The 18,042-nt window shown below is 61.1% G+C and carries 8 protein-coding genes; 4 read left to right on the top strand and 4 right to left on the bottom strand.

Going from position 1 to position 18,042, the window contains the following annotated elements:
* The first annotated feature begins 474 nt into the window (after positions 1 to 474).
* From A3AC_RS0111960 to A3AC_RS29670, 4 genes are all read left to right on the top strand, one after another.
* Positions 475 to 8,316, top strand: coding sequence for a YadA-like family protein (locus tag A3AC_RS0111960; RefSeq protein ID WP_025599086.1), 7,842 nt, complete (start codon positions 475 to 477; stop codon positions 8,314 to 8,316).
* 97 nt (positions 8,317 to 8,413) lie between these two features.
* The gene (locus A3AC_RS0111955) at positions 8,414 to 9,520 is read left to right on the top strand and encodes an OmpA family protein (protein WP_025599085.1); all 1,107 of its coding nucleotides are present in this window, start codon (positions 8,414 to 8,416) and stop codon (positions 9,518 to 9,520) included.
* A 261-nt stretch (positions 9,521 to 9,781) separates the two neighbouring features.
* Entirely contained in the window at positions 9,782 to 10,390 is a 609-nt protein-coding gene (locus A3AC_RS0111950) for a response regulator transcription factor (RefSeq protein WP_025599084.1), read from the top strand.
* An 11-nt stretch (positions 10,391 to 10,401) separates the two neighbouring features.
* Positions 10,402 to 10,956 (top strand): Hpt domain-containing protein, encoded by a 555-nt coding sequence (locus A3AC_RS29670; protein ID WP_025599083.1) that lies wholly within the window; start codon positions 10,402 to 10,404, stop codon positions 10,954 to 10,956.
* A gap of 1,083 nt (positions 10,957 to 12,039) precedes the next feature.
* On the opposite strand, the gene acnA is transcribed toward A3AC_RS29670, so the two are convergent.
* The 4 genes from acnA to prpC form a co-directional block, all read right to left on the bottom strand.
* On the bottom strand, positions 12,040 to 14,757 hold the full coding sequence (gene acnA / locus A3AC_RS0111940) for an aconitate hydratase AcnA (RefSeq protein WP_025599081.1): 2,718 nt from the start codon (positions 14,755 to 14,757) through the stop codon (positions 12,040 to 12,042).
* Between the two features lie 45 nt (positions 14,758 to 14,802).
* Entirely contained in the window at positions 14,803 to 16,254 is a 1,452-nt protein-coding gene (locus tag A3AC_RS0111935) for a bifunctional 2-methylcitrate dehydratase/aconitate hydratase (protein WP_025599080.1), read from the bottom strand.
* 25 nt (positions 16,255 to 16,279) lie between these two features.
* Positions 16,280 to 16,789, bottom strand: a complete 510-nt coding sequence (locus A3AC_RS0111930) for a hypothetical protein (RefSeq protein WP_025599079.1) — start codon at positions 16,787 to 16,789, stop codon at positions 16,280 to 16,282.
* Positions 16,790 to 16,892: 103 nt separating this feature from the next.
* Positions 16,893 to 18,042: bifunctional 2-methylcitrate synthase/citrate synthase (gene prpC, locus A3AC_RS0111925; RefSeq protein ID WP_025599078.1), on the bottom strand; the 1,150-nt coding region annotated here is incomplete at its 5' end.

Below are 18,042 nucleotides of genomic sequence, written 5' to 3'. Positions count from 1 at the left end.
AAAACTAGGAATGTTCTTGCCTGATAAGTATCAGCAACGGTGCCGCGCAGAAGTATAAGAATTCGAATGGCATATGGATTGGCGAAATTTCCCAATCTCCGCATTGCAATTCCTGTATCCGATGTCGTATGCATATATCGACCACATCGGTGTCGTTTTGTCACAGCCGGTAGCGCCGTGATGGCCGTGAATAGACGCCCGGAGGCTCGACGTTGTGACCGGCCGGGGCAATGCGAATACCCATAAATGCTCCGGTTGAATCGCCTGCGACTTATCCCGCGTAAGTGCGGAAAATTCCTACCCGTTTTTCCTGTTTCCTGATTTTTAGAGATGCATCCCCCAGTTAGATTCGCGATGCGTGAAAACATTGGATCGAGCTTTAAACGTGCCGGTCGGTTTTTTGTGCGGGGAGCGTGTGCGCACGGTTTCTCAAATCGAACTGCAAGCGGGGCTTGCCCTCTATTTAGGGAATTTATGAATAAGTCGTATATCAGCGTCTGGAATGACGTATCCGGAACATGGGTGGCTGCGCCCGAGACCGCGAAGGCGCGTGGTCGTGCGACAGCTTCGTCTTCCACTGTTTCGTCGGACGCCGGCGCACAGAGCCGCCCGGCAACCTCGTTGAAGGCCGCGTTCATGCCGATCGCCATGGCAATCGGTGCAATGGGCATGTCGATGGCGCCCGGCACGGCGGCGGCTCAAGCCGTGACAGGCAACGGTGGTCTCGAGTTGTGTCCCGGACAGTTGGGAATGAACGCCATGGGCTCCGCGTGGGGACCCGTGTCGAGCGCCGTTCAGAGCATGATCTGCAATTTCAACAATGGCATGTCATTCTCGTTGAACAACGGCGCGACGGAAAACGGTGCGAACGGCTACACCGACGGCGTCATTACTGCGCGTGTGGCGGGCTATTCCGATGGCCATCTCGAACTTGCGGGCTTGAGCGGAATCTACATGCTCAACACCGTGAACATGACCGGCAACAAGGTCACCCAACTGGGAGCCGGTGATGTCTCGCTGGGTAGCTCCGACGCGGTGAACGGCGGGCAGCTTTATCAGTACACGCGCTACTTCCAGGCAAATTCGCCTTCGACCGAAACGGCCAGCAGCGCGCGCGCAACCGGCTCGAGCTCGGTGGCATCCGGCCCGTACTCGCTGGCGGCCGGCAGCAACTCGAGTGCATACGGTGCGAACGCTGTGGCATTGGGGTCCAACTCAGTTGCGTTGGGTGCAGGTTCCGTTGCAAGCCGCAGCGATGCAGTGTCCGTCGGCTATCTCTCTTCCGACGGCAGATCGCAATACACGCGGCAAATCACCAACGTGACCGCCGGCGCTGCCGGAACCGATGCGGTCAACGTCAACCAGTTGAATGCCGCAATCGCGAGCGTCAACGGCGGTGGCGGCGGTGGCACCGCCCCGAATGCCGTCACGTACGACAGCTCGCTGTCGAATCTGATCACGCTCAAGGGTACCAGCGGTACCAAGATCACGAACCTGACTGCTGGCGACGCCACTTCGAAGTGGAGCACAGATGCAGTCAACGGCGGGCAGCTGTATCAGACAAACCAGGACGTGGCGAACGTTGCGAGCAACGTGGCCAACGTCGCCGGGAATCTCGCCAATGTGACCAACGTCGTCAACAACTTCGTCAACAACGGTATTGCCGGCAATCCGCTCATCGTGACGTACGACTCGTCAGCGCGCGACATCGTGACGCTCGGCGGCACGGCGCACACGGCGGCGGTCAAGCTGACGAACGTCGCGGCTGGCGATATCTCGTCGGCCAACAGCACGGACGCGGTCAACGGCGGACAGCTGTACCAGACGAACCAGACGCTGAATTCGCTCGGAAATAATCTGAGCGGCGCGATCACCAATATTTACAACCACGGCGTCAAGTACTTCCACACCAATTCGACGCTGGCGGACGGGTCAGCAGACGGCACCAATTCGGTGGCCATCGGCGCCCTGGCGATTGCTTCGGCGAATAACTCCGTCGCGTTGGGTTCGAATTCGGTGGCTGACCGCGCGAATGCGGTGTCCGTCGGTTCGACCACTGCACCGCGCCAGATTATCAACGTCGCGGCAGGTACCGAGACTAACGACGCAGTGAACCTGGGGCAGATGGACGCCGCGATTGCAGCGGTTGCGGGCGGTGGTGCGCCGGACGCAGTCGTATACGACTCGTCCGCGCATAACAAGCTGACGCTTGGCGGCGCGCAGGCTTCGTCAACGGTTGGCCTCACCAACGTGGCGGCTGGCCAGGTTGCGTCGAGCAGTAAGGATGCAGTGAACGGCGCGCAGTTGTTCGGAACGGCGAGCAGTGTTGCGAATGCACTGGGCGGCGGCTCCAGCGTGAGCGCAACCGGCGCTGTCACCAACCCGGCGTACATCGTGCAGGGTAGTACGTACAACGACGTGGGCTCGGCCCTCAGCCAGGTCGACACCGCCATCAGCGGCCTCAACAACGAGGTCGCCAATTCGTCCAAGTACATCAAGGTTGTATCGGCTGCCTCGTCGGCGATCGCCACGGGCGCAGAGGCGGTCTCGATCGGTGGCGCGGCGTACGCAAGCGGAGCCAGCTCTGTAGCTATTGGTTCTGGCGCACGTTCACAGTTCGCAAATTCCGTCGCGCTCGGCGCTAACTCGCGCGTGACGGTGGCGAATACAGTATCTGTCGGCGACGTCGGTGCAGAGCGCCGCATCATGAATGTGGCGAACGGCGTGTCGGCCACTGACGCTGTGACGTATAGCCAGTTGTCGGCTGTTCAGACGGCGCTGTCGCAACAGATTTCCCAGTCGGCCGGCGTCAAATCCATGCTCCTCGGCGCACCTGCGCTTGGCGCGACTCCGGTCACCGCCTACATCGCGGTGAGTTCGAACGTCACCGCGGGCACGACAACGAGTACCGATAATTCGCAGGATGCAATGGCGATTGGGCCGACGGCTACAGCGCTGGGCCAAGGTTCGCTCGCGGTCGGTGCAGGCTCCGGTACCGCATTGGCGGGTTCCACCGCCGTTGGTACCGGAGCAGCCGCTCTGGCGCTGGACACCACTGTGATCGGCGCGGGCGCGAATACGAGCAACTCCGCCACCAACGCCGTTGCGATCGGCTACAACGCGGCCGCGCAGGGTCCCAACGCGCTGTCGCTCGGCTCGACGAGCATGGCGAATGCATCCAACGCAGTGGCAATGGGCGGCAATGCCGTTGTGACGACGACAGGCCTGAACGCCATGGCTTTGGGAGCGAATGCAACGGCTAGCCAGGCGAGTGCGGTGGCTCTCGGTGCCAACGCTATTGCCAGCGCAAGCAATGCCGTCGCGCTGGGCAGTGGCTCCATTGCAGACCGGCCGAACACAATCTCCGTTGGCAGTGCGTCGGCACAACGACAGGTGGTGAACGTAGCAGCAGGTACGCTCGGCAACGACGCGGTGAATGTCAATCAGCTAACCGGCGTCACCAGCATGATTGGCGGCGGCGCGGGAGTGAACGCTGACGGCACGATTAAAAATCCGTCGTTCCTGATTGGCGGCCAGACATATTCCGACGTGGGTTCCGCTATTACGGCTGCAACATCGAGCGGCTCAGCAAACGCGGTTCAGTATGACTCATCGGCGCACAGTAAGGTGACGCTCGGCGGTCTTGTCGGCACGCCGGCACCGGTCACGCTGACCAACCTGGCCAACGGCGTGGCGGCCAGCGACGCAGTGAACGTTGCGCAATTGCAGGCCATGGGCGGCACGTTCAACAGCAGCGGTGTCGTGACCAACGCGTTTGTCGCGTACGATGACACGACGAAGGGCACGGTCACCCTCAAAGGCACTGGTGGTACGACGATCACGAACGTGAAGCCGGGCGCTTTGACGGCCGTCAGCACCGATGCAGTGAACGGCAACCAGCTGTATCAAACCAACGCCAACGTTGCCAACGTAGCAGGCAACCTGACCAACGTAACGAACACGGTCAACAATATCGTCAACGGTGGCGGCGTAAAGTACTTCCACACCAATTCGACGCTTGCCGATTCGTCTGCCACTGGCGCAAACGCGGTCGCGATCGGCGGCGCAGCGAGCGCATCGGCAAACAATTCGGTCGCGCTGGGCTCGAACTCCGTGGCAAGCCGCGCGAACGCCGTGTCTGTGGGTGCGGTCGGCGCCGAGCGTCAGGTCATCAACGTCGCGAACGGTACGAATGGCACCGATGCGGTGAACGTGCAACAGCTCCAGGCAATGGGCGGCGTGATCAACAGCAGCGGCGTGGTGACCAACGCGTTTGTCGCATACGACGACACGACGAAGAGCAAGGTCACGCTGGGCGGCGCGGGTACGACGAATGCCGTCACGCTGACCAACGTTGCCAACGGTATCGCGACCAACGACGCAGTCAACGTTGCACAGTTGCAGGCCATGGGCGGCACGTTCAACAGCAGCGGCGTGGTGACCAACGCGTTTGTCGCCTACGACGACACAACGAAGAGCAAGATCACGCTGGGCGGCGCCGGTACGACGAGAGCAGTCACGCTGACCAACGTCGCCAACGGTATCGCGACCAACGACGCAGTCAACGTTGCACAGTTGCAGGCCATGGGCGGCACGTTCAACAGCAGCGGCGTCGTGACCAACGCGTTTGTCGCCTACGACGACACCACGAAGAGCAAGGTCACGCTGGGCGGCGCGGGTGCGACGAAGGCCGTCACGCTGACCAACGTCGCCAACGGTATCGCGATCAACGACGCAGTCAACGTTGCACAGTTGCAGGCCATGGGCGGCACGTTCAACAGCAGCGGCGTCGTGACCAACGCGTTTGTCGCCTACGACGACACGACGAAGAGCAAGATCACGCTGGGCGGCGCCGGTACGACAAGAGCAGTCACGCTGACCAACGTCGCCAACGGTATCGCGACCAACGACGCAGTCAACGTTGCACAGCTGCAGGCCATGGGCGGCACGTTCAACAGCAGCGGTGTCGTGACCAACGCGTTTGTCGCATACGACGACACGACCAGGAACACGGTGACGCTGAAGGGCGCCAGCGGCTCAACCAAGATCGCGGGTGTGAAGGCGGGCGCGCTGTCGGGCACGAGCCTTGAGGCAGTCAACGGCAGCCAGTTGTTCGCTACGGCAACCAGCGTTGCGAACGCGCTGGGAGGCGGCTCGACCGTCAGTTCCACTGGCGCCATTTCGGCCCCGAGCTATCAGCTCAGCGGCGGCACATACTCGGACATCGGCTCCGCTCTTAGCGGGCTCGACAGCCAGGTCGGTGCAATCAACAACAACATCGCCGACACGACCAAGTACATCAAGGTGGTGTCCGCATCCAGCGCGGCCATCGCCTCCGGCGGCGAAGCTGTGGCGATCGGTGGCGGAGCGTATTCGAGCGGTACCAATGCCGTTGCTATCGGTTCGGGCGCGCGTTCGCAGTTTGGGAACTCGGTGGCGCTGGGTTCCAACTCGCGGGTAAGCGTAGCCAATACGATTTCTGTCGGTGACGTGGGTGCGGAACGCCGCATCATGAACGTCGCGAACGGCGTAGCGAACACTGATGCTGTGACGCTCGCTCAGTTGAATGCGCTGAAGGCTTCGCTGACTCCGGTGCAGTCTACGGGTCTGAAGTCGATGCTTTTGGGCGCGGCCGTGCCTGTCACCAACTATATCGCGGTGAGTACGAACGTCACCGCGGGCCTTCCTGCCACCTCGACGGATAATACCGAGAACGCCATGGCAATCGGGGCTGGCGCAATGGCTCAGGGTGCGGGTTCGGTCATCGTTGGCGCGGGTTCGGGCTCATTCCGTGCCGGCTCGACCGTCGTCGGTTCATATGCGAGTGCAGCGGCACTGAATGCCACAGTGATCGGCGACGGTGCAACTACCGACAACAAGGCCGACAACTCGGTGGCAATTGGCTACATGGCCGCAGCCCAAGGTGCCGACTCTCTGGCGCTCGGTACCAACAGCGTAACGAATGCAACAAACTCCGTCACGCTGGGCAGTGGCGCGACCGTCGTGACGGGTGCCACGAACTCGATGGCTCTCGGTGCCGGGGCAGTGGCTTCGGCAACTAACGCTGTGGCGATCGGCTACAACTCGGTGGCAGACCGTGCGAACGCCGTTTCGGTTGGCAGCAGCTCGCAGCAGAGTCAGATCATCAACGTCGCCGCCGGTACTCAGAATACCGACGCGGTGAACCTCGCCCAGATGAATACTGCGATCGCCGCAGTGGCTGGCGGCGGTGCGCCGAATGCGGTGGTGTATGACACGTCGAGTCACACGTCGGTTACCCTCAACGCCAGCGGCGCACCGGTGAAGGTGGCAAACGTCGCCGACGGTGTCGCCAACAACGACGCAGTCAACGTCGAACAGTTGAAGGCCATGGGCGCAAACATTGGCTCGAGCGGCAACGTGACGAACGCGTTCGTTGCTTATGACGATACGACCAAGGGCAGAGTCACGTTTGGCGGAGTTGGCTCGACCACGCCCGTCATCCTGTCGAATGTGGGCGCGGGCCAGGTGACGTCGGGCAGCACGCAGGCTATCAACGGTTCGCAGCTGTACGGCGCAATGGCCAGCACGGCAGCGGCGCTCGGCGGCGGTTCGGCAGTGAACACTGACGGCACGATCTCGAAGCCCAGCTATAAGCTGAACGGCGCGACCTATAGCGACGTCGGCGCCGCGCTGGTGGCGGCCGCATCGGGCGGCGGTGGCAGCGGCTCGCCGAACGCCGTGCTTTACGACACGTCGGCTCACACGTCCGTCACGCTCAATTCCACCGGCGCGCCGGTCAAGGTGTCGAATATTGCTGACGGTGTCGCCAACAACGACGCAGTGAACGTCGAGCAACTGAAGGCGATGGGCGCAAGCATCGGCTCGAGCGGCAATGTCACGAACGCATTCGTTGCATACGACGATACGACGAGGAGCAAGGTCACGTTTGGGGTTTCGGGCTCGACCACCCCGGTCATCCTGTCGAATGTCGGTTCTGGTCAGGTGGCGTCCAGCAGCACCCAGGCAATCAATGGTTCGCAACTCTACGGCGCAATGAGCAGCACGGCGGCGGCGTTGGGCGGCGGCTCGTCGGTGACGGCTAACGGCACGATCAGCAAGCCTGCGTATGTCATCAACGGCGGCACGTACAACGGCGTGGCCGAGGCAATCAGTGCGCTAGATGCGCAGACTCGCGGCGGCAGCCCCGATGCGGTGATCTACGACACGTCCGCGCACGACAAGCTGACTTTGGGCGGTGTCGGCTCCACGACGCCGGTCACGGTCGCAAACGTCGCGGACGCTACGAGCGACAACGAAGCCGTGAACCTCAAGCAGTTGAAGGCGGCCGGCCTGAACGTCGACCCGTCGGGCAACGTGACCAACTCGTTCGTCGCGTATGACAACGCGTCGAAGGGCACAGTGACGTTCAATATGGGCAGCACGCCGACCCAGCTGAAGAACGTGGCGGCCGGTACTGAAGCAACCGATGCGGTCAACGTCGACCAGATGAAGACGTACGTTGCGCAGCACGGCGGCGACGGCACGGCGAACGGTGTTGCCTACGACGACTCGTCCAGGACTCAGGTCACACTGGGTGGCGCGGGTTCGGCTACGCCGGTCACGCTAACCAATGTGGCAGACGGCAAGAACGCTACCGATGCAGTCAACTACGGCCAGTTCTCCGCTCTCGAAAGCACGGTGAAAAACATCGCTGACGGCGGTGGTTCTACCTACATCACCGTCAACAACCCGGGAACAGGCGGTACGGCGGCAGTAGCATCCGGCACGGATTCGATCGCGATCGGCAACGGCGCAGTCGCATCGGGTAGTGAATCGATTGCAATCGGCAAGAACACCAAGACGACGGGTGATAACTCGGTCGCCATGGGTTCCGGTGCTTCGGCTGCGAACGTCAATTCGGTCGCACTTGGTGCGAACTCGACAACGGATCGCGACAACACGGTGTCCGTCGGCTCAGCCGGCGCCGAGCGTCAGATCACGAATGTCGCAGCGGGCACGCAGGCAACCGACGCGGTCAACGTGGGTCAGTTGAACAATGCCATGGGCAACATGAGCAACACGATCAACAACGTGGATCGTAACGCTGCCAAGGGTATCGCTGCGGCGTCGGCGCTTAATATCGTCACGCCGTATCTGCCGGGTCGTACCACGATCAACGCGGGTATCGCGAACTACCGTGGCTATCAGGCCGTCGGTGTGGGCGTGTCTCGTTGGAATGAGAAGGGCACGGTCAACTACAACCTGGGCGTGTCCAGTTCCGGCGGCAATAGCACCATCGTTCGTGCTGGTATCGGCATCGTCCTCGGCAACTAAGCGAAGGCCGTCGTGCCTTCAATAGAAGCTTGAGACGTTAGCTGTCGGGGTCGCACGGGAAGTTTCCGTGCGACCCTCTTTCCATGAGAAAACACACATGAAGTATTCCTTGATTGCGATCGCGCTTGCCGCGACGCTCGCCGGATGTTCGTCGACCGCGACGCGCGACCGGCTGCAGATTCAAGACCCCACGGTCCTGCAGACCGGCTTCGGCGCCACGCAAAGCCAGGCAGCAGGCGCGGTGACGCCGCAGTGGATCGGCACGTATGGCGGCATCAAGGGCGGCGCATTGCTCGACGCCGTCCAAGGCCGCCTGCAAGCGCTCGGCGAGCGCAAGAACAACTACTTCGGCGAAAAGGCACAGTGCTGGCTGAATGCTGCCAGCGCTGAGCGGTATAGCCGCGATAACTGGGGCTTCGTGGAAGAAGCGGTGGTTCAGGCCGACCGTCTGACCGCGGCGCTCGAAACCGGTCAGGGTCTGTCCGTCGACAATCCCGAACTGCGCACGGCTTCGGTGATTCGTCCGGATCTCTGGAAGCAGATTCTGGAGGCAAAGACCTCCCCGCTGTTCCCGCAGTGTCAGGAAGCACAGCGTTTGACGGCGTGTTCCGAAGTCGAAATGATTCATGCTGGCCACGAGGCGTGGACGCGGAACTTCAACGCGAGCCAGCGTTTGGTGGATGCGGTGGAAAAAGGTCTGCCTGGCATTGGCACTGCGCTTGCAGCCTGCACACCGCCTGTGACTGTGCAGCCGCTTTCCGTGATTCCGCCAAAGATGACGCTGCAAACCGACGCCACTTTCATGTTCGATCGTGCAGATCCCGGCGGCATGCTGCCCGCAGGCAAAGCCAAGCTCGATCAACTCGTCCGCGATCTGAAGCAGGTGGACGACGTGACAGGCATTCGCATCGACGGCTACACGGACCGTCTTGGTAGCGACAGCTATAACCGCCAGTTGTCGACAAAACGCGCAGAGACGGTCAAGCGCTATCTGCAAAACGGCGGCGTCACGACACCGATAACCGCACGCGGTCGCGGCAAGGACAATCCGGTGGTCCAATGTAACGACCGTAACCGCCAGGCACTGATCGAATGCCTGGCTCCGAACCGTCGGGTGGAACTGCAATTCGCGCGTGGTGACGCGCAAAAACCGGTTCAGCTGAAGGCGAAGCCGGAGCAGTCGCAGAACGAACGGACACAGTAACGCAGGAATGGCCCGCGCCTATCGCGGGCCTTATTTCCCATGCGTTTCGCGTGATGACTGTCGGGGCGAGCGTTTGCAAGCCTCGGTTCAGAACTATCCGTCGATGCAATTCGAAAAATCCGCATGCTATTGCAGACATATCTACCCGTGTTGCGGCAGAGATGACGCCGCAACATTGTTAACATGAACGCCAATCCCTGCTGGGCTGTTTCTGTTTCGTTTTGCGCCCCCTGACTAATATGAAAACAAATGGAGCTGTAAATGAAGAGAATCGTGATTATTGACGATCACCCCATAATTAGAGGGACGATAGCGAACGTGTTACGCGCCGACCCCGAACTGGACCTGGTAGGGGAATGCGGCGACGGCGAAGATGGTCTGCAAATGGTTCTGCGCGAAAAGCCGGATCTCGTCATTGTCGACCTTGATTTGCCAAGGCTCGACGGCTTGTCCATGATCCGCCGTATTCGCGAGGAAAACCTGGAAATCTGCATTCTTGTTCTTTCCGCCAAGCCGGAAGACGTAATGGCCGGATATACGCGCACGGCCGGTGCAAATGGTTATGTAGGCAAAGGGCGCAACATGAGCGAGTTGATTACGGCGCTCAAGACAGTCCTGTTCGGCTACGACTGTTTCCCTGCTGATGCGACCGGTTCCGTGCCTGAAAATGCGCTGAGCTCCTTATCGGCGCGTGAAGTGGAAGTATTGCAACACCTCGCTCGCGGCGCGAGCAATCGCGACATTGCAAGTCGCTTATTCTTGAGTGACAAGACCGTGAGTACCTACAAGAGCCGTATTCAGGAGAAGCTGGGGCTATCGTCGCTCGCAGCGTTGATCGAATTTGCTTCGTTACATAAGCTGATCGATTAGTTTGCGCGGCCATGAACGAGACGAGACTGCATGACGACGGCGAGGAAACCGGCCTCCCGCAGCGTGCACCCAGCGGCCCCGCGGCTCAGGGCGTGCCGCCGGTGCCGCGTGTGCATCTGGTGATGCCCGCTGCCGTGCATGATGTGCGAGCGGCTCACGCAAACGCCAGGCCGTCTGATACGCATGAAGGCGATCATCGCCCGGACGAAGCCGTTGATTCAAATCTGGAACTGTTCGACCGTGGTTATCTGAACGCGCTCGTACAAGAAGGAATCAACCTGAACGCATTTCTTGATGGCTGGAGCCAAGCAATGCGCGATGACCTGAATCAACTCGTCGAATCGCGACGCGAAGGCGACTCAGAACATTTTCGTCATTCATTGCACAGACTGAGCGGTGGGCTGGGTCTCGTTGGCGCACACAGTCTGATAGAGGCGTTGCGCCACATACGGACGGCGCCCTCCACGCACGATCGCGCGTCAATTGACACGCTTACGGCTCGTATCCGAACGCTGCTGGAGCAACTCGAACCCGTGCGGGATGACCACCGGAGCGCCCGACCATGAACAGGCCGTTGGCCTTGATCCAAGGCGCGCTTGCGCTTCCCAATTCGCGTCCGCTGTCTGGCTTGCCGCCGCCTTTCGGCTCGTGGCAACGCTCAGCGTCGCGCACAGAGCAACTCGCCCCGCAGCCGGCCATGCCTGGCGCGCCGCGATATGCGCCAACGCCGCGCCCTCGCGTCAAGGTTCCGCCGCCGAACACCAGATTCCTGTTCTTCTACAAGCTGCCGCAACGGCCGACTTCTGACAGTCGTTTAAATGAGCAACTGGCGGAAGCACGGCGTTACCTGGAAGCGGACAATGCGCGTCCGCATTCGTCGCGCTCGGACCGGATACTTGGTGCGGCCATCTTTGTGGGCTGCAGTATTGCGCTTGCCTGGCTGCTGGCGACCTGTTCCGCACACGGCGTTGCCGACAAGGCCACAGTAGCAGCGGTGCCATCTGACAGAATGGTGCGTGCCGGCCCTGTCACCGCTCAGACGACCAAAACGGTCATGGATCAGACACCCGCGTCACACAAGGTCGACCAGGCCGCGTTGCCCGTAGCGCTATGGGTGCCGGAAGTCACGCATCATGTGGGCGCGGCGAGTTTGTCGCAGCGGGCTGAGTTGCAAGCTAACGGGAGCGCGCCCGGCCATAGCGTCTCTGAAAGACGTGTTACAAGAGCTCATCGTCCGCTTGCCCTGGCCGCGTTGACTGGCGTTGCAGTCGAAAAGGGGCGGGCCGCGTCCAGTCGCGTCAGTGATTCGCGAGCGCCTCTCGCGGCAACGAGCGAGCGTGAATGGACAGCGTCGCAATCGTCTGCAAACGATTCAGCCGAGCGCAAGGCATTATGGGATTGGGCTGTGCAGCAGCGTGGCGCAAGCGCCGCCACGCGCACAACTGTATCTGCGCCAGAGAGCATCGACTGGAATGCTCATATGACGCAGCGTCGCATTACAGACAATCCGTCCGCGTTCCAGGCCGGCCGCGCCCCGCAATAAGCGGCGAAAAAAAAGCCCGACCAAGGTCGGGCTTTGAAAGTCGGCTGCGCCCTCCACAGGACGCAGCCCCTGCAAAACAGCCAAGCTGTTTGCGTCGTCGCGAGGCTTAAGCAGCCAGCAGCGAGCGCAGCACGAACGGCAAAATACCGCCGTGCTTGTAGTAGTCGACTTCGATCGGCGTGTCGATACGCAGCAGCACCGGCACGCGCTTCTCGCTGCCGTCCTTGCCGCGAATCACCAGTGTCACTTCCTGCTGCGGCTTGAAGTCCGCGCCCAAGCCTTCGATGTCGTACGTTTCTTCGCCGGTGATGCCGAGCGACTGCACGCTGTCCGAACCCTTGAACTGCAGCGGCAGAACGCCCATGCCGACCAGATTCGAACGGTGAATCCGCTCGAAGCTGCGTGCAACCACAGCCTTCACGCCCAGCAGTTGCGTGCCCTTCGCTGCCCAGTCGCGCGACGAACCCGTGCCGTACTCTTCGCCGGCGAACACGATGGTCGGCGTGCCCGCGTCGATGTACTTCATCGCTGCATCATAGATCGACAGTTGCTCGCCGCTCGGCTGGTGAATCGTCAAGCCGCCTTCCACGCGCGAGCCGTCTGCCTTCGGCGGGATCATCAGGTTCTTGATCCGGACGTTCGCGAACGTGCCGCGCATCATCACGTCATGGTTACCGCGGCGCGAACCGTAGCTGTTGAAGTCGGCCTTCTGCACGCCGTTTGCCTTCAGCCACTTGCCTGCCGGCGAGTCTTCCTTGATCGAGCCAGCCGGGCTGATGTGGTCGGTCGTGACCGAGTCACCGAAAATGCCCAGAGCGCGCGCGTTCTTGACTGCGGCGATGCTCTCGGCCGGCGTCATCGAGAAGTCGTTGCCGAAGAACGGCGGCTCCGCGATGTATGTCGACTTCGGCCAATCGTAGACCTGACCTTCTTCGCCTTCGATCTTGCTCCACAGGTCGCCCTTCTTGGTCAGCGACGAGTAGTTCTTGCGGAACGCGTCCGCGTCCAGCGCGAACTTCAGCAGGTCGTTCACTTCGTCGCTGGTCGGCCAGATGTCGCCGAGGTAGACGTCCTTGCCGTTCTTGCCCTTGCCGACCGGTTCGGTCATCAGGTCGCGCGTGATGTTGCCGGCGATAGCGTAAGCAACCACGAGCGGCGGCGAAGCCAGGAAGTTTGCACGGATGTTCGGGTGAATACGCGCTTCGAAGTTACGGTTGCCCGACAGCACTGCCGCCGCGACGATGTCGTTCTTCGTGATCGCTTCGTTCAGTTCCGGCGTCAGGTCGCCCGCGTTGCCGATACAGGTCGTGCAACCGTAAGCGGCCAGCGTGAAGCCGAGCTTGTCGAGGTACGGCAGCAGGCCCGTCTTCGTCAGGTATTCGGTGACGATACGCGATCCCGGAGCGAGCGACGTCTTGATGTGCGGAGCGACCGTGAGACCGGCTTCCACAGCCTTCTTCGCGAGCAGGCCGGCAGCCAGCAGCACGCTCGGGTTCGAGGTGTTCGTGCACGACGTGATCGCGGCGATCAGCACGTCGCCGTTCTTCACGTTGACGCCATTGCTGGTGGTGTATTGCGCGTCCAGGTCGGCGGCCTTCTTGGCAAAGCCGTTTTCCGCGACCGGCTTCGAGAACAGGTCGCTAAACGTGGACTTGACGTTGCCGATTTCGATACGGTCTTGCGGACGCTTCGGGCCTGCCAGCGACGGAGCGACCGTGCCCAGATCCAGCGTCACGACCTTCGTGTAGTCGATGTCGCCTTCCTTCGGAATGCCGAACAGGTTCTGAGCCTTGAAGTAGTTCTGGAACGCCGAGATTTCGGCGTCCGTGCGGCCGGTGCCCTTGAAGTAGTCGATGGTTTTTTCATCGACCGGGAAGAAGCCCATGGTCGCGCCGTATTCCGGCGCCATGTTGCCGATCGTCGCGCGATCCGGCAGCGACAGCGAGCGCGTGCCTTCGCCGAAGAACTCGACGAACTTGCCGACAACCTTTTCCTTGCGCAGCAGTTCGGTGATGGTCAGAACCAGGTCGGTGGCCGTCACGCCTTCGCGCAGCTTGCCCTTCAGGTTCACGCCGACCACATCCGGCGTCAGGAAGTACACCGGCTGGCCGAGCATGCCGGCTTCAGCTTCGATACCGCCCACGCCCCAGCCGACCACGCCGATGCCGTTGATCATCGTGGTGTGGCTGTCGGTGCCCACCAGCGAATCCGGGTAGTACACCGTGTCCGCGCCTTCGGCCTTCTTATGCACGCCGCGTGCGAGATATTCCAGGTTGACCTGGTGAACGATACCGACGCCCGGCGGCACGACCTTGAACGTGTCGAATGCCTGCATGCCCCACTTCATGAACTGGTAGCGCTCGTTGTTGCGCTGGAATTCCAGTTTCATGTTCAGGTCGAGCGCGTTCTTTTCGCGGAAGTGGTCGATCTGCACCGAGTGGTCGACAACCAGATCGACCGGCACGAGCGGCTCGATCGACTTCGGGTTCTTGCCCACGCGCTGCGCGACGCCACGCATTGCCGCGATGTCGGCGAGCAGCGGCACGCCGGTGAAGTCCTGCAGCACGACACGCGACACGACGAACGGGATTTCGTCGACGCGCGCGGCGGTCGGCTTCCAGTTCGCGAGTTGCGTGATGTGTTCTTCGGCGATTTTCTTGCCGTCGTAGTTACGCAGCACCGATTCCAGCACGATTCGGATCGAAACCGGCAGGCGGTCGATCTTGATGTTCAGTGCCTTGCCGAGTTGCGGCAGGGAGTAGAACTTGCCTTTGCCGGAACCGCTGTCGAATTCCTTGAGCGTTTTGTGGAGGTTGTGGGCCATGGTCTTTTCCTTGGTTTGATCGCGGAACTACAGTACTTAACTCAACTAGATGACGTACAAATCGACGTACTCATTGACCGGCATGGCTTCGAGCCGTGCCTGATCCAGCGACACGTCGAGAATCGCCAGTTGTTGCTTGACCGGAAAGCGGCGCGCGAGGTTGGTCTTGAACTTCTCGACCAGCAACGGAATACCGTCTTCGCGACGACGCTTATGACCGATCGGGTATTCGACTACGACTTCGTCGAACTGCGACCCGTCGTTGAATTCGACCGTCAGTGCATTGGCGATCGAACGCTTCTCGGGATCGTGGTAATCCTTCGTGAACTGCGCGTCTTCCACGCATTCCATCTTTGCGCGCAGCACGTCGATACGCGCGTCCTGCGCGACCGAATCTTCGTAATCGGCCGCCGTCAGGCGTCCGAAAATCAGCGGCACGGCGATCATGTACTGAATGCAGTGATCGCGGTCGGCCGGATTATTGAGCGGACCTTTCTTATCGATGATGCGGATCGCCGCTTCGTGCGTGCGGATCGTGACTTTGCGGATGTCTTCCACCCGCCTGCCGTGCGCGACCAGTTGCGCCTGCAACGTCATGGCCGCTTCCACGGCAGTTTGCGCGTGGAACTCGGCCGGAAATGAGATCTTGAACAGCACGTTTTCCATCACGTATGAACCGTATGGGCGCTGGAATCTGAACGTGTTGCCCTTGAAGAGCACGTCGTAAAAGCCCCACGTTTTCGCCGTCAGCACCGACGGATAGCCCATCTCGCCGGTTTTCGAAATCAGCGCGAGACGTACGGCGCGCGAAGTCGCGTCACCCGCGGCCCACGATTTGCGCGAGCCGGTGTTCGGTGCGTGGCGGTACGTGCGCAGCGCCTGCCCGTCGACGAGCGCCTGCGAAACCGCATTGATCAGCTCGTCGCGCGTGAGGCCGATTAATTGACCGACCACCGCCGTCGAGGCGAGCTTCACGAGCAGCACGTGGTCGAGCCCGACCTTGTTGAAGGAGTTCTCGAGCGCGATACAGCCTTGAATTTCGTGCGCCTTGATCATTGCGATCAAGACGTCTTTCATCGCGAGTGGCGCTTTGCCCGCTGCGATGGCCGTGCGCGAGAGCCAGTCGGCTGTCGCGAGAATTCCGCCGAGGTTATCCGACGGATGCCCCCATTCGGCGGCGAGCCACGTGTCGTTGAAGTCAAGCCAACGGATCATGGCGCCGATGTTGAAGGCGGCCTGAACCGGGTCGAGCTGGAACGACGTGCCCGGCACCTTTGCGCCGTTGGGGACGACCGTGCCCGGCACGATGGGTCCCAACAGCTTGGTGCAGGCAGGATAGGTGAGCGCCTCGAGGCCGCAGCCGAGCGTATCGATCAGGCAATGACGCGCTGTTTCCAGCGCGAGCGCGCTGTCGATCTGATAGTCCCGAACGTAATCGACGATATCGACCAGGACTTTGTCCGGGTCGGGTCGCACGTTGGAAATCGGAGCGGACATCGAGGGCTTTCCTGATGACAAATGATTAGTTGCCGACCTTGTTGATTGCGTTCGATTGCGTCGGAGCCGGCGCGCCTTGCGCCATTGCTGCGGTCTGGCACTCGTCGGCCAGGCGCGAACTGTCCTTGTCCTGGAACAGCATGGCCTTGGTCGGGATCACGACGAGATCCATACCGGTTGCGGCGTCGTGGAAACGATCCGCGCCCGTGGTGGTTGCTTCGCGCGGCAGATTGTAGTTCTTGTTCGCCCAGTGAACCGTGACGATCTGGTCACGCTTCATGTCGCCCTTCAGTTCGAAAGCCAGACCTTCCTTGCACGACCACTTTTCGGCGCCTTCCGGTACCGGATCGACCTTGGCTTCCTTGGCGGGATTTTCTTTACGCTTGATCAGGCGGCGCGGTTGCGGCCGCTTTGCTACGGCCTTCTTTGCAGCGGGCTTCGCGGTGGTCGCCGTTTCTGCGGCGGCGTCAGTCGCGACGGTCAGCATCGTCGTGGACAGGGCGCCAATCACGGCGGCGATCATCAGCTTCTTCATGGAGAAAACCTTTCTATCTAATTTCAGTTGAACGGTACGCGGTCTACCGGTCCTGGCGGCCGCGGGGTTGAACTGCACGCGCCTCTAAAGCGCACAGCGACCGCTATTTTCGCTTATTTAGCGGCACGTACCTTAAATTCTCAGGCCCCGTGTAATTCGCGCTCGGCCGGATGATCTTGTTGTCGATGCGCTGCTCGATGATGTGCGCGCTCCAGCCCGCCGTGCGCGCAATCACGAAGAGCGGGGTGAACATCGCCGTCGGCACGCCCATCATGTGATACGACACCGCGCTGAACCAGTCGAGATTTGGAAACATCTTTTTCACTTCAGCCATGACTTTTTCAAGGCGCTCGGCGATATCGAAGAGTCTGGTGTTGCCCGCTTCCTTCGAGAGCTTCTTCGCGACTTCCTTGATGACCTTGTTGCGCGGGTCCGAGATCGTGTACACCGGATGCCCGAAGCCGATAACGACTTCCTTGTTCTCGACGCGTTTGCGGATGTCGCTTTCCGCCTCATCCGGCGACTGGTAGCGCGACTGGATCTCGAACGCGACTTCATTCGCGCCGCCGTGCTTCGGTCCGCGCAGCGCGCCGATTGCGCCGGTAATCGCCGAGTAGATGTCCGAACCNGTGCCGGCAATCACGCGGCCGGTGAACGTCGACGCATTGAACTCGTGCTCGGCATAGAGGTTCAGCGACACATGCATCGCNTCGACCCACGACTTCGGCGGCTCGGTGCCATGCAGCAGATGCAGGAAGTGGCCGCCGATCGAATCGTCGTCGGTTTCGACCTCGATGCGCTTGCCGTTGTGCGAGTAGTGATACCAGTACAGCAGCATCGACCCGAGCGAAGCCATCAGCTTGTCGGCGATGTCGCGCGCGCCCGGCAGGTTGTGGTCGTCCTTCTCCGGCAGCACNGTGCCGAGCACCGAGACGCCGGTACGCATCACGTCCATGGGATGCGCGGCCGCGGGAATCCATTCGAGCGCGGCTTTGACGTTCGCGGGCAGGCCGCGCAGCGCCTTCAGCTTCGCCTTGTAGGCGGTGAGCTCGGCCTGCGTGGGCAGCTTTTCATGNACGAGCAGATAGGCGATCTCTTCAAACTCGCAATTGCCCGCAATGTCGAGAATGTCGTAGCCGCGATAGTGCAGGTCGTTGCCGGTCTTGCCGACCGTGCACAGCGCCGTGTTGCCCGCGGTCACGCCGGACAGCGCGACGGATTTTTTCGGTTTGAAGCCGCCTTGTGCGTCGACG

Origin of the sequence: Burkholderia sp. WSM2230 (assembly GCF_000472445.1) — a bacterium.
In the GTDB taxonomy this organism is placed as follows: Bacteria; Pseudomonadota; Gammaproteobacteria; order Burkholderiales; family Burkholderiaceae; genus Paraburkholderia.
Note: the sequence above shows the minus strand (reverse complement) of the source record. Positions and strands in the feature narration are given on the sequence as shown.